Raw genomic sequence first — 13,645 nt, 5'->3', positions numbered from 1 at the left:
ATGAAAGACTTCGATCCTACAAACATGTCCGCCGATGATTGGGATGAACTGCACTTCCCTCGCCCCGAAGAAAACGATTTTGATCGCGTCGTCGAAAGTGCCATCTCTCGCCGCGGATTTTTGGCGGGTGTTGTAGCATTCGGATCGGGTGCTGCAGCCATGGGTGCAGGTCTATTGACCTCAACCGCAGCACAGGCTGTTGGAGCTTCGCGCTTTGCCTTCACCCCGATCCCTGCGCAGACCGATGGCACCGTCCACGTGCCCGAAGGCTATGAGTGGAAGATGCTGATGCGCTGGGGTGATCCGCTGTTTTCGGAAGCGGACGGTTATGATCTGACCGATGGCGGTTCTGTTGAGAACTCTGACAAAATCTTTGGTGAGAACACCGATGGGATGGAAACCTTTTCATTCCAGGGTCACGAGTTGATCGCGATCAACCACGAATATCCGAACCGAAAGATAAACCTGCCTGCCGCACAGGAGGGAGTGCCTGCCAGCGCAGATGACGTTCTAAAACTCCAGAACATTCAGGGCGTGACCGTGATGGAGATCAAGGAAGGCCCTGAGGGCTGGGTGGCCGTAAAGGACAGTCCTTTCAACCGCCGGATCCACCACAATACGCCGATGAGGATCGCCGGCCCTGCTGCGGGGCATGAGTTGCTCAAGACCGAATCTGATCCCACCGGCACCGCGGCGCTGGGTACGATGAATAACTGTGGCTCGGGCAAGACGCCTTGGGGCACCTACTTGACCTGCGAAGAGAATTTCAACGGTTATTTCGGCTCCTCTGACGAAAATGTCAGCTACGAGCAGAAGGTTGCAGATGGCATGAAGCGCTATGGCATCAAGGCCGAAAGCTGGAATGGCTACGAGTTGTTTGATCCACGCTTTGACACCTCGAAAAACCCTAACGAACCACATCGCGCAGGCTGGATCGTTGAAATCGACCCGACCAAGCCCGACAGCACCCCGGTCAAGCACACCGGTCTGGGCCGCTTCAAGCACGAAAATGCCGAGGTGGCGCTGGCGGCCGACGGTCGTGTCGTGGTCTATATGGGCGACGATGAGCGCGGCGAGTACCTTTACAAATTCGTCTCGAACGCTGCCTACGCTCCCGGTGTCGACACCGAAAATCTGCTGAACGACGGAACACTTTTTGTCGCCAAATTTAACGACGACATGAGCGGTGAGTGGCTGCCTTTGACGCCCGATTCTACAGGTATGGATGCGGCCGAGATCCTGATCTTTACCCGTATGGCCGCTTCGGCAGTGGGCGGCACCACCATGGACCGCCCGGAATGGGTGGCCTCAAGCCCTGTTGCAGTTGAGGCTTATTGCTGTTTGACCAACAACAAGAACCGCGGCGTGAAGCCAAATGCCGGTGGGGATGACACCTCGGCCAACGGTCCAAACTCGCGCGACGCCAACAAATACGGTCAAATCGTGCGCTGGCGCCCTGCGAATGAGGATCACGCGGCCACAGGCTTTGATTGGGACCTGTATGTCATGGCCGGAAACCCGACCGTACATTCGGACGACCGCGCTGGGTCAGCGAACGTGAATGAGGGCAACCTGTTCAACTCGCCAGACGGTATGGCGATCGACTCGACAGGTCTGGTCTGGATTCAGACGGATGGCAAAGATAACAACGAAGAAGATTTCGCTGGCAATGGCAATAACCAGATGTTGGTTGGTGATCCGGTCACCGGCGAGATCGTGCGCTTTATGACCGGTCCTAATGGCTGCGAGGTCACAGGCCTGGCTTGGTCTACCGATCTGCGTACCATGTTCGTGGGCATCCAGCACCCCGGCAGCAATTGGCCCGATGGCGGTACGCCACGCTCATCGGTGATCGCGATCAAACGTACCGATAACGGGCTTGTTGGCTAAACCGATCCAATGAGTGAGAGCGCCCTCGAACTCGGGTACGGGGGCGTTTTCTGCTTTGGTTCAGATATCCTCGCCCGGCGGGTCAAGCAGGCCACCCGGGGCAAGCAGCGCACGTTCGGATAGCCAGGGGTTCAATTCCAGTGCATGGTTCAGCGCCGCGCGCGCCTCATCCATGCGCTTCAGCCCCAACAGCGACAATGCCCGCCCGCTGAGCGCGGCAACATGGTTCGGCGAGAGCGCTATGGCCCGGTCCAGATCAATCAGAGCCGCCCCATAGTTTTGCTGCAAGTAATTGACAAAGGCGCGCTGGTTGTACCCTTCGGCATATCCAGGACAGTAAGCAACGAGAGCATCGAACTCTGCCAACGCTCCAGCCAAATTCCAGGCCTCGCGCATGGACATTCCACGATCCAACAAGGTTTGCGACCTCGCATCCGGAGCATCGGTCCAGAGCTGCCACATCTGGCCGGAGATGCCTCGCGCTTCTTGCTCGGTCGAAGCATCTTGAGCCTGCGCGATCAGAGAGTCGATCCCAGAGATATGGTCGGGTGCGACCGGACAGTCAGCGGTGGCCTGCACAGCAGAAACGGCAAGGAAAACGGCAAATGCGAGTTTCATCCCCACTAACCTGATCCCCAGAACCCATAGGTCAACCGTTTTCTAGCGGGGCGAGTAACCCCGTTTCTTTCACCGCTTCCATCGCCACGAAGGTAGAGGTATTCGCAACATGCGGCAGGGATGAGATTTTTTCGGCCAGAACAGTGCGGTATTCCGACATCGAACGGGTACGTATTTTAAGCAGGTAATCGAAGTTTGACGCGATCATGTGGGCCTGTTCAATCTCGGCAACCTTACGCACAGCCGCGTTAAACTCAGCCAGCGCCTTTTCGCGTGTATCCGTCAGACGCACTTCGACAAAGGCGACATGATCAAGGCCCAAACGGATCGGATCAAGCATGGCCCGGTATCCAGTGATGATCCCGTCCGCCTCAAGCCGCTTGAGTCGTGCTTGTGTCGGGGACTTCGACAAGCCGATCTTGCGCGCAAGATCTGTTACCGAAATGCGACCATCCTCGGCTAGCACCGTGAGGATGGCCTGATCGAACTGATCAAGACCTGACAAGTCGTTTCGCATCATTTGACCCCATAAAATCGGTCCATTCGACTATCAGAAGAAAAAATTCAGTCCATTCTCCCGCTCAGGGCCAGTTATATTAGGCAAAAGCCCCGGAGTACACATGTCACATAGCCTGCGCACCAAAATCGATACCCAAACCTACGTCGAGCAATCCACCGTGCTGGACGCTTTCATCGCTCAAGCCGACCTGTCACAAACTGACCGCGCCGAAATCTGTAAGGCGGCGGCGCAGCTCGTGCGCGACATTCGCTCCTGCACGTCGCCCGGTATGATGGAGGTGTTTCTGGCCGAATACGGCCTGTCCACCGACGAAGGCGTCGCGCTAATGTGTCTTGCCGAGGCACTGTTGCGTGTTCCAGACGCGGACACTATCGACGCGTTGATCGAAGACAAGATCGCGCCCTCGGACTGGGGCAAGCACTTGGGACAATCATCATCGTCGCTGGTGAACGCCTCAACATGGGCGCTGATGCTGACCGGGCGCGTTCTGGATGAGGACAAGACTTCGCCAGTGGGCGCTTTGCGCGGGGCAATCAAACGTTTGGGCGAGCCGGTGATCCGAACTGCTGTGGGTCGTGCGATGAAAGAAATGGGGCGCCAATTTGTTCTGGGCGAGACCATTCAGTCAGCCATGAAACGTGCCAAGGGGATGGAAGACAAAGGATATACCTATTCCTACGACATGCTGGGCGAAGCCGCGCGGACCGAAGCCGACGCCGCCCGCTATCATCTGTCCTATTCCCGTGCCATCGCCGCCATTGCCGAAGCCTGCACCCACAAAGACATCCGCGAAAACCCCGGTATCTCGGTCAAGCTGTCCGCGCTGCACCCCCGCTATGAACTGGCGCAAGAACAGCGGGTCATGGAGGAGTTGGTTCCCCGCCTTCGGGCTCTGGCACTGCTTGCAAAGGCGGCGGGCATGGGGCTGAATGTCGACGCAGAGGAGGCCGATCGCCTCTCCCTGTCGCTGCAGGTCATCGAAGAAGTCATGGCCGAGCCTGCACTGGCAGGCTGGGACGGGTTCGGCATTGTCGTACAAGCCTACGGCCCGCGCGCGGGTCTCGTGTTGGATACGCTCTACGAGATGGCCGAGCGTCATGACCGCAAGCTGATGGTGCGGTTGGTGAAGGGCGCGTATTGGGACACCGAAATCAAGCGCGCTCAGGTCGAAGGCGTCGTTGGGTTTCCGGTCTTCACCCGGAAGGCAGCGACCGATGTGTCCTATATCGCCAATGCTCGCAAGCTGCTGGATATGACCGACCGCATCTATCCGCAATTTGCCACCCATAACGCCCATACGGTCAGTGCAATCCTGCATATGGCTGACGACCAACCGTTCGAATTCCAGCGCCTGCACGGGATGGGCGAGACTCTGCATCAGATCGTGCGCGACAAGCAGAGCGCCCGCTGCCGTATCTACGCACCTGTCGGCGCGCACCGTGACCTGTTGGCCTATCTGGTGCGGCGTCTGCTGGAGAACGGGGCGAATTCGTCCTTCGTCAACCAGATTGTTGATGAAGATGTCGCACCGGAAATTGTTGCGGCAGACCCGTTCCAAGCCATTCAGACACCCGCAAAACCACTGCCGACCGGACCAGAATTGTTTGCGCCCGAGCGTCCGAACTCGAAAGGGTTCGATTTGCATCATACGCCAACACTGGACCGGGTCGACATTGCGCGCGATGCTTACCGCGCCCATCACTGGTACGCCCGGCCATTGCTTTCGGACGATGCTCAGCCCGAGTCAGATTTGCCTGTTATCAACCCGGCCCGGCCGCAGGACCGCCCGGGCTCAGTTGCTGTTGCCAGTCCGACCGATGTCGAGCTGGCGCTTGCCAGTGCCTGCCCATGGCAGGCCACGGCAGCCACCCGCGCTGAAGTCCTGAACAAAGCCGCCGACCTCTACGAGGCGCACTACGGCGAGCTATTCGCCCTGCTCGCTCGCGAAGCCGGGAAATCTGTACCCGATGCGGTTGCCGAGCTACGCGAGGCTGTCGACTTCCTACGTTATTACGCCGCAAATATTCCGGCGGCCAAGCCAGCCGGGATTTTCACCTGTATAAGCCCTTGGAATTTCCCTCTGGCGATCTTCACGGGGCAAATTTCGGCCGCGCTGGCAACTGGCAACGCCGTGCTCGCCGCCCCTGCCCCGCAAACGCCCCTCATAGCACATCGCGCTGTTCAGTTGATGCACGAAGCAGGCGTCCCGCGCGATGTTCTGCAATTGTTGCCCGGAGGACCAAAAGTGGGCGTAGCGTTGACGTCGGACGAACGCGTCTCGGGTGTGGCCTTTACCGGTTCGACCGCAACCGCATTGAAAATTCGGTCTGCAATGGCCCAGCATATGCGTCCCGGCACACCTCTGATCGCCGAGACCGGCGGCCTGAACGCCATGATCGTGGACAGCACCGCCTTGCCGGAGCAAGCCGTGCAATCGATCATCGAAAGCGCTTTCCAGTCTGCGGGACAACGGTGTTCCGCCCTACGCTGTCTCTATCTGCAGGAGGATATCGCCGAGGATGTTCTGACAATGCTGCAAGGGGCAATGGACGCTCTGCAAGTTGGCGACCCTTGGCTGATCTCAACCGATTGTGGCCCAGTCATTGACGAGCAGGCTCGTCAGGGTATCGCAGATCACGTCGCCAAAGCGCGCGCAGAGGGGCGGGTTCTGAAAGAGCTCTCTACCCCACCCGAAGGTACGTTCATCGCACCAACTCTGATCGAAATCCCCGGCATCTCGGCCTTAGAACGTGAAATATTCGGGCCGGTGCTGCATGTCGCCCGTTTCAAGGCGCAAGAGATCGACAAGGTTATCGCAGAAATCAACGCCACAGGATATGGCCTGACTTTCGGCTTACACACACGGATCGACGATCGCGTGCAGCATGTGACCGAAGCGATCCACGCCGGCAATATCTATGTCAACCGCAACCAGATCGGCGCAATCGTTGGCTCACAACCGTTCGGTGGTGAGGGCCTTTCGGGCACAGGGCCCAAAGCGGGCGGACCGAATTATATGGCGCGGTTCTGCGCCACGGATCGGCAGAATTCTCCGGGACACTGGGACAGTGCAGCAGAGATGAACGCACCCGAAGGACAACCTGCCCCACCTCGCACGCAATCGCTGCCCGGCCCAACTGGCGAATCAAACCGATTGACCGAATATGCGCGTGATCCACTCTTGTGTATAGGCCCTGGACCCGATGCAGCCGAGGCACAGGCGCAGGCTGTTATAGGCTTGGGCGGAACGGCAGTCCGGATGACCGGAGCGCTGGATCTACACCGGCTTGAAAACCTGACCGGTTTCTCGGGCGTTCTGTGGTGGGGCGACGACGACACCGCCCGCCAGATCGAGCAGCATCTGGCCCGGCGCAATGGTCCGATTATCCCACTGATACCCGGTCATCCTGACCGTGCGCGTGTTCTTGGCGAACGCCATGTCTGCGTCGACACGACCGCTGCCGGAGGTAATGCCGCCCTACTCGGAGGTGCGGCATAACCGGGCCTTGACGCTGGGCGGTGAAAAGCCCAGCGTCGCGCCATGTTTCCGATCCGCGATCATAACCCTTCGGGGCGTACTCCGTATGTCGTCTATGCCCTTCTGGCGGCAAATATCCTGATCTTCCTCGGCTATGTAGGGATCATGGACGATGCGCGGGCCATGAATCGGCTCTACTTCGACTACGCCGTCATTCCTGCACGGATCACCGACGGCTACGGGCTCGAGACGCTTGTGACTTCAATGTTCCTGCACGGGGGCTGGATGCATTTGGCCGGGAACATGCTGTTTCTATGGATCTTCGGCGATAATCTCGAAGATGAAATGGGGCATGTTCTGTTTCTTGTATTCTATCTGCTGGCGGGAATCGGCGCGGGGCTTATTCACGTTGTCTCGGCACCTGGCTCTTTGGTGCCGACAATCGGCGCTTCCGGCGCAATTGCCGGGGTCATGGGCGGTTATCTTCTGCTTTTCCCAAAGGCGCGCGTCGATATCCTTTTGATCCTGATTGTCTATATTCGGATATTCACCATCCCGGCATTTGTCATGCTTGGGGTCTGGCTGGGCCTTCAGTTCTTTGGAAGCCTGTCCAGCAATCCTGATGAGGGTGGCGTTGCCTATTGGGCCCATACCGGTGGGTTCTTTGTTGGCCTGATCCTGTGTGTCCCTCTTTGGCTCAAGCGCGGAGGCCCTGGATTCTGGGACCGCACCCATGGCCATCCTCCACACCCGGGACACAAGTATAAGCTGTCGCAATCACGTATTCCCAAAGTGCCGCGCAAGTAATCGCGGATCACTGGCTGGGCGATCTACCTCCACTCAGATGGGTAATCTCCTGTGCCGCGTTTCGTACCAGCATACCCAGCTCAGGCGCGCGATCGAGGCTGAACCGCACAGTTGGGCCGGACACTGAGATGCCTGCGCAGGGTTCGGCGCGATCATTGAAGATCGCCGCGCCAATGCAGGACATGCCCTCGTAGCGCTCTTCATGATCGTAAGACCAGCCGCGCCTACGGGTCTCCGCCAGATCGTCATGCAGCCCTGCTTGGGGGAGATTGGTGTTCTCAGTAAAGGCAATCAAGTCAGTCCGAGCCAACACCTTGTCTAAACTTTCCTCGCTCAGAGCAGCCAGAATCGCCTTCCCCGTACCCGAAGCATACATTGGAGTTCGCGCACCTGGCGGAAAGAAGGCCCGGATCGGATTTTGGGTTTCAACCTGCCCGACAAAGACAACTTCTGGCCCATCAGGCACCGCCAGATTAGCGGTCTCACCACTGTCCAGCATCAGACGACGAAGGATCGGCCTACCAATCTCGAGAACGTTATTGCGTCGAAGGAAAGATGCACCAGTCCGGTAGGCTTCGATACCGACCATCCATTCTTGCCGCTCTTCGTCAAAACTGACGAACCCGTGCTTCTGCAATGTTACCAGAATACGATGCGTGGTGGCAGTTGGTACATCGACCTCGCGCGCCAGGTCACTTAGCGCGACACGTTCCAGCCCGGCGACGGTTGTAAGTACGCCCAGCGCTCGGTCCAGCGACTGCATGGTTCCGGCTGAGCTTTCCTTGAACATCGATTTCGGCCGACCACGAGGCCTTTTCTGAGACTCCATTTTCTAGCTCACCTTCCGATATTAGTGTCCGTACTGATTCAAGTTTTTCAGATCGCAATTCCATGGGAATAAAATTGAGAAACTAAATTCCCATCCATTTCAGCGCCTTATCTATTTAATGAATAAAATGAAAATGTTTTTCAAGAAAATTGCAACCTAAGCCCGTTCCAGCGACACTTATTTCCAAAGCAGAGGATTGAGTCATGTCGAACCAAAACCCGGTCTTTATCCCAGGCCCAACCAACATACCTGATCGCTTGCGCCTTGCCATGCAGGTGCAGACACAAGATCACCGCGCCCCGGATTTCGTTGAGACTTTCGCCCCGGTGCTGGAGGATACAAAGAAAGTCTTCGGCACGACCGAGGGTCAGATCATCACCTTCCCCGCCAGCGGCACCGGGGGTTGGGAGGCAGCGATCACTAATACGCTCAGCCCAGGAGACAAGGTTTTGGTCGCGCGTTACGGCGTTTTCAGTCACCGCTGGATTGACCTGTGCGAACGGCATGGGCTGGACGTTCAGATCGTCGAATGCACGTGGGGCACTGGTGCACCTGCAGACCGCTTTGAAGCGATCCTGTCAGCTGACAAAGCGCACGACATCAAGGCCGTTTTGGTAACCCACAATGAAACCGCAACCGGAGTGCGTTCTGACATCAGGGCCGTACGGCACGCTATGAACGCGGCAAATCATCCAGCGATGATGTTTGTGGATTGCGTCAGCTCGCTGGCCTCGATGCCATTTGAATTCGATCAGTGGGGCGTCGATATCGCTGTCTCGGGATCGCAAAAAGGGTTCATGCTGGCGACCGGCATGGCAATCCTGTGTGTTAGCCCCAAGGCGCTGGCAGCAATGGAAACTGCGAAGCTGCCCCGGACATTCTTTGATTTTCGTGACATGATGGCGGCCAATGCCTCGGGTGGATTTCCTTACACGCCTCCGTTGCAACTGATCTACGGGTTGCGCGAAAGCCTGAAGATGTTGTTCGAGGAAGGACTGGACAATGTTTATGCCCGCCACACGCGCCTGGCCGAAGGGGTTCGACGCGCGGCCAACACATGGGGGCTGAAACTCGTCGCACAGACTCCGGACCTATATTCTGATACTGTCAGCGCGATCTATGTGCCCGAAGGGTTCGACAGTAACGAACTGACCGACCATGCCTTTAACTCCTACGGCGTTTCGTTCGGCATCGGGTTGGGAGAGTTGAATGGCAAAGCCTTCCGCATCGGCCATCTGGGCAGTCTGACGGATGTGATGGTTCTGTCAGGTTTGGCCACGATAGAGATGGCGATGGCCGATCTGAACTATCCAATTGAGCTGGGCAGCGGCGTCGCGGCGGCACAAGAATTTTATCGCCCTGGAACATCCGGCCACGCCAAAGCTGCAGCCTGAGGAGGACCATAATGTTGGATCAAATCCCAGTTGCTGACCTGACTATTGAAGATATGCGGGCAGCGCATGAAAGGATCAGGCCACATATTCGGCGCACACCGGTTATGACTTCTGATTACCTAAATGACCTGACTGGCGCACAGCTGTTCTTCAAGTGTGAGAACTTTCAAGAGGCCGGCGCTTTCAAAGTGCGCGGAGCCAGCAACGCTGTCTTTGGTTTAAGCGATGAGATGGCAACCAAGGGCGTTTGCACCCATTCCAGCGGAAACCACGCACTGTCTCTTTCATATGCTGCGGGTCGCCGAGGTATTCCTTGTAATGTGGTCATGCCGCGAACAGCCCCACAAGCCAAGAAAGACGCAGTACGTCGCTATGGTGGTACGATCACCGAATGCGAGCCTTCAACCTCTTCCCGCGAAGCAACGTTCGCCGAGATTCAGGCCAGAACCGGGGGCGAATTCGTACACCCTTATAATGACCCGCGCGTCATCACTGGTCAGGCGACCTGTTCGGCCGAGTTGCTGGAGCAAACGGATGGTGTGGATGCGGTAATCGCACCGATCGGAGGCGGAGGCATGGTCTCGGGCACTTGCCTGACTGTGTCAAACCTGGCGCCGGAAACCGCAATCTACGCGGCTGAACCCGAGCAGGCGGACGATGCGTGCCGTTCATTCAAAGCAGGTCACATTATCGCGGATGATGCCCCAAAAACGGTGGCCGATGGTCTGTTGGTGCCGCTCAAGGAAAACACCTGGCACTTCGTTTCAAACTACGTGACCGACATCTTCACCGCGTCCGAACAAGAAATCATCGACGCGATGAAGCTCACCTGGAAATACCTGCGGGTAGTGATGGAGCCATCTTCAGCTGTCCCGCTTGCGACCATTATCAAGAACCCCGACACATTCCGAGGCAAGCGGGTCGGAGTGATCATCACAGGTGGCAACGTGGATTTGGACAAACTGCCCTGGCTCAACGGGTAAGGAGAAACAGGATGAATAAACCGATGAACATTGATCAGCTTGAAGTTGGCTACGACATCCCTGCCGCAATCGGTATGGATGAAAGTGAAATTCAGACGCCCTGCCTGATCCTCGATCTGGACGCGCTTGAGCGGAACATCAAAAAGATGGGCGATTACGCCAAGGCCCATGGGATGCGCCATCGGGTGCATGGCAAAATGCACAAATCGGTAGATGTGGCGAAGCTGCAGGAAAAACTGGGCGGTGCCGTTGGCGTTTGCTGCCAGAAAGTGTCCGAAGCCGAAGTGTTCGCACGTGGTGGTATCAAAGACATTTTGGTGTCCAACCAAGTGCGCGATCCGGCCAAGATCGATCGTTTGGCACGCTTGCCTCAGTTGGGTGCGCGTATGATTGTGTGCGTCGATGACATCGAGAATATCTCCGACCTGTCCGAAGCGGCGCAACGCCACGGGACCGATCTGGAAGTATTCGTTGAAATCGACTGCGGTGCCGGTCGGTGTGGGGTAACAACGACCGAGGATGTCGTTACCATCGCCAAGGCAGCCGAAGCTGCGCCAAACCTGAAATTCACTGGCATTCAGGCCTATCAGGGCGCGATGCAGCACCTTGATACCTATGAGGCCCGAAAAGAGAAACTGGATGCCGCCATCGCTATGGTCGAAGACGCGTATGACGGCCTAAAGAGCGCTGGTATCGACTGCGAGCTTGTCTCGGGCGGTGGAACGGGATCGTACTACTTTGAAGCCAACTCAGGCGTGTATAATGAACTGCAATGTGGGTCCTACGCCTTCATGGATGCCGATTATGGCCGAATTCTCGATAAGGATGGCAACCGGATTGACCAAGGCGAATGGGAAAACGCGCTGTTCATTCTGACCAGCGTGATGAGCCATGCCAAAGCTGACAAGGCGATCTGTGATGCAGGTCTTAAGGCGCAATCAGTCGATAGCGGCCTGCCCTTCATATTTGGACGCGACGATGTGGAATACCTCAAATGTTCTGACGAGCACGGGGTCATCGGTGATCCAAACGGCGCGTTGAAGGTAAACGACAGATTACGGCTTGTACCGGGGCATTGCGATCCGACCTGCAATGTTCATGACTGGTACGTTGGTGTGCGGAACGGAAAAGTCGAAGCGCTTTGGCCAGTCTCGGCACGCGGCAAGGCCTATTGATCATAGCAGGAAAGGCAGGCGGCTCAGGTCGCCTGTCTAACCGTAGATCATCAGAACTATCGAAAGGCAAAATAGATGATCATCGTTCCTGAAAAGGAAATCGGCGCTCTGCTGGGCCGCAACGAAAGCTACGAGGCGATCGAACAGGTATTTGCCGCAATGGCGGCAGGAGATGCCTATAATTTTCCAGTCGTGCGCGAAGCCATTGGCCATGCAGACGCGCTTTATGGCTTCAAGGGCGGATTTGATCAGGCGGGCATGACGCTTGGCCTCAAGGCCGGTGGATATTGGCCCAACAATCTGGAGACACACGGGCTGATCAATCACCAATCCACCGTATTCCTGTTTGACCCTGATACGGGCCGGGTGAAGGCGATTGTCGGAGGCAATTTGCTTACAGCCCTGCGCACGGCGGCTGCCTCTTCCGTATCCATCAACCATCTGGCACGTAAAGACGCCAAGGTGATCGGCATGGTCGGTGCGGGTCATCAGGCCAAGTTCCAATTGCGTGCCGCGTTGGAGCAAAGAGAATTTGAGAAGGTCATCGGCTGGAATCTGCACCCCGATATGCTGCCCAACATCGAAGAAGTGGCGTCTGAGGCTAGCCTGCCCTTTGAAGCTGTTGAATTGCCCGGCATGGTCGAGGCGGATGTGATCATCACGATTACATCGTCATTTGCGCCTACCCTGATGTCGGATCACGTATCAGACGGCACACATGTCGCGTGCATGGGCACCGATACGGTCGGCAAACAAGAAGTCGGGGTCGACCTGATCAACCGCGCCACCGTCTTTACGGATGAGGTCGCTCAGTCCATCACACTGGGCGAATGTCAGCACGCAGTCTCCAGTGGATCGAAAAACGAAACCGATATCCGGCAGATTGGTGAAGTCATCAATGGCACACATCCCGGACGGCAATCCGATCAAGAGGTCACACTATTCGATGGAACGGGCGTCGGGTTGCAGGACTTGGCCGTCGCAAGCGCCGTGGTCGAGCTTGCTGTTGAGCAAGGGATCGCGATCGAAGTGGATTTCTAGACAAATACGCGCGCTCCAATCGGGCGCGCGTTCATCTATTACGCTGGAAGAGCCGTTCAGCCCCGGATCACTTTGGCAAAGTTGTCAAAGATCGGCTCATTCGCACAAATTACTTCGCCATCTTCAAGCACGCTGCCTTCGGGGTTCAGCGCCTGAACGAACCCGCCCGCTTCTTTCACGATGATGATGCCCGCTGCCACGTCCCACGCGTTGAGCCGGCGTTCCCAGAAGCCCTCAAAACGACCTGCGGCGACATAAGCCATGTCCAGAGCAGCAGCACCCCAGCGACGCACACCAGCACAGGCTGGCATCAAACGGGCGAGATCCTGAAGGGTCGCAGGCAGGTCCGAACGGCCGCCGAATGGCAAACCGGTTGAGAAGATCGACTCGATCATACGGTGCCGTCCCGAGACACGAATGCGCATGTCGTTCATCCACGCACCCTCGCCTTTTTCGGCAAAGAACATCTCGTCCTTGGCTGGGTCATAGATCACACCGGAGACGATCTTGCCCTTGTGTTCGAGAGCGATCGAGACTGCCCAATGCGGCAGACCGTGCAGAAAGTTGGTGGTCCCGTCCAGCGGGTCAACAATCCAGCGGCGTGTCGGGTCTTCGCCATCAATCGCACCGCCTTCTTCGGCCAGCCAGCCATAAGTCGGGCGGGCACCCAGAAGTTCCTCTTTCAAAATTGCTTCGGCCGCAATGTCGGCCTTGGACACAAAGTCGCCCGCGCCCTTCATCGACACCTGCAGGTTCTCGACTTCACGAAAATCCTTGACCAGAGAACGCCCCGCTTTCCGCGCGGCTTTGATCATGATGTTGAGATTTGCACTGCCAACCATTTTAAATAGGCTCCTGTCCGGTCAAGCCGCGCGTATACTGGGGCAACGCGCCCTTGCCAAGAGGAATG

11 protein-coding genes are annotated in these 13,645 nt (G+C 57.1%); 7 read left to right on the top strand and 4 right to left on the bottom strand.

Annotated features, from left to right (window positions below; all coding sequences use genetic code 11):
• Positions 1 to 1,890 (top strand): PhoX family protein, encoded by a 1,890-nt coding sequence (locus tag ACR3EJ_RS09575; RefSeq protein ID WP_170541174.1) that lies wholly within the window; start codon positions 1 to 3, stop codon positions 1,888 to 1,890.
• Between the two features lie 60 nt (positions 1,891 to 1,950).
• Here ACR3EJ_RS09575 and ACR3EJ_RS09570 read toward each other — a convergent pair whose 3' ends face one another.
• A complete protein-coding gene (locus tag ACR3EJ_RS09570; RefSeq protein ID WP_170541176.1) occupies positions 1,951 to 2,508 on the bottom strand; it encodes a tetratricopeptide repeat protein in 558 nt (185 codons plus the stop codon).
• Between the two features lie 31 nt (positions 2,509 to 2,539).
• Complete coding sequence (locus tag ACR3EJ_RS09565; protein WP_170541179.1) at positions 2,540 to 3,025, bottom strand: Lrp/AsnC ligand binding domain-containing protein; 486 nt, start codon at positions 3,023 to 3,025, stop codon at positions 2,540 to 2,542.
• Between the two features lie 103 nt (positions 3,026 to 3,128).
• On the opposite strand from ACR3EJ_RS09565, the gene putA reads away from it, so the two are divergent.
• On the top strand, positions 3,129 to 6,527 hold the full coding sequence (gene putA, locus ACR3EJ_RS09560; protein ID WP_170541182.1) for a bifunctional proline dehydrogenase/L-glutamate gamma-semialdehyde dehydrogenase PutA: 3,399 nt from the start codon (positions 3,129 to 3,131) through the stop codon (positions 6,525 to 6,527).
• Positions 6,528 to 6,569: 42 nt separating this feature from the next.
• Positions 6,570 to 7,313, top strand: a complete 744-nt coding sequence (locus tag ACR3EJ_RS09555; protein ID WP_010441853.1) for a rhomboid family intramembrane serine protease — start codon at positions 6,570 to 6,572, stop codon at positions 7,311 to 7,313.
• Positions 7,314 to 7,320: 7 nt separating this feature from the next.
• Here the strand turns inward: ACR3EJ_RS09555 and ACR3EJ_RS09550 are convergent, their stop codons facing one another.
• On the bottom strand, positions 7,321 to 8,142 hold the full coding sequence (locus ACR3EJ_RS09550) for an IclR family transcriptional regulator (protein ID WP_170541183.1): 822 nt from the start codon (positions 8,140 to 8,142) through the stop codon (positions 7,321 to 7,323).
• Between the two features lie 203 nt (positions 8,143 to 8,345).
• Here ACR3EJ_RS09550 and bhcA point away from each other — a divergent pair, with 203 nt between their 5' ends.
• The 4 genes from bhcA (at position 8,346) to bhcD (ending at position 12,735) form a co-directional block, all read left to right on the top strand.
• On the top strand, positions 8,346 to 9,536 hold the full coding sequence (gene bhcA / locus ACR3EJ_RS09545; RefSeq protein WP_170541186.1) for an L-aspartate--glyoxylate aminotransferase BhcA: 1,191 nt from the start codon (positions 8,346 to 8,348) through the stop codon (positions 9,534 to 9,536).
• Between the two features lie 11 nt (positions 9,537 to 9,547).
• Positions 9,548 to 10,519, top strand: a complete 972-nt coding sequence (gene bhcB, locus ACR3EJ_RS09540) for a beta-hydroxyaspartate dehydratase BhcB (RefSeq protein WP_170541189.1) — start codon at positions 9,548 to 9,550, stop codon at positions 10,517 to 10,519.
• A gap of 11 nt (positions 10,520 to 10,530) precedes the next feature.
• The gene (gene bhcC, locus ACR3EJ_RS09535) at positions 10,531 to 11,694 is read left to right on the top strand and encodes a 3-hydroxy-D-aspartate aldolase BhcC (RefSeq protein WP_170541192.1); all 1,164 of its coding nucleotides are present in this window, start codon (positions 10,531 to 10,533) and stop codon (positions 11,692 to 11,694) included.
• Between the two features lie 75 nt (positions 11,695 to 11,769).
• Entirely contained in the window at positions 11,770 to 12,735 is a 966-nt protein-coding gene (gene bhcD, locus ACR3EJ_RS09530) for an iminosuccinate reductase BhcD (RefSeq protein ID WP_170541195.1), read from the top strand.
• Between the two features lie 56 nt (positions 12,736 to 12,791).
• Here the strand turns inward: bhcD and ACR3EJ_RS09525 are convergent, their stop codons facing one another.
• Positions 12,792 to 13,577: an inositol monophosphatase family protein gene (locus ACR3EJ_RS09525; RefSeq protein WP_170541198.1), complete on the bottom strand. Its 786-nt coding sequence runs from the start codon at positions 13,575 to 13,577 to the stop codon at positions 12,792 to 12,794.
• Positions 13,578 to 13,645: the final 68 nt, after the last annotated feature.

This window comes from Ruegeria sp. AB11 (assembly GCF_056536325.1).
This window is presented reverse-complemented; position numbering and strand designations above follow the sequence as displayed.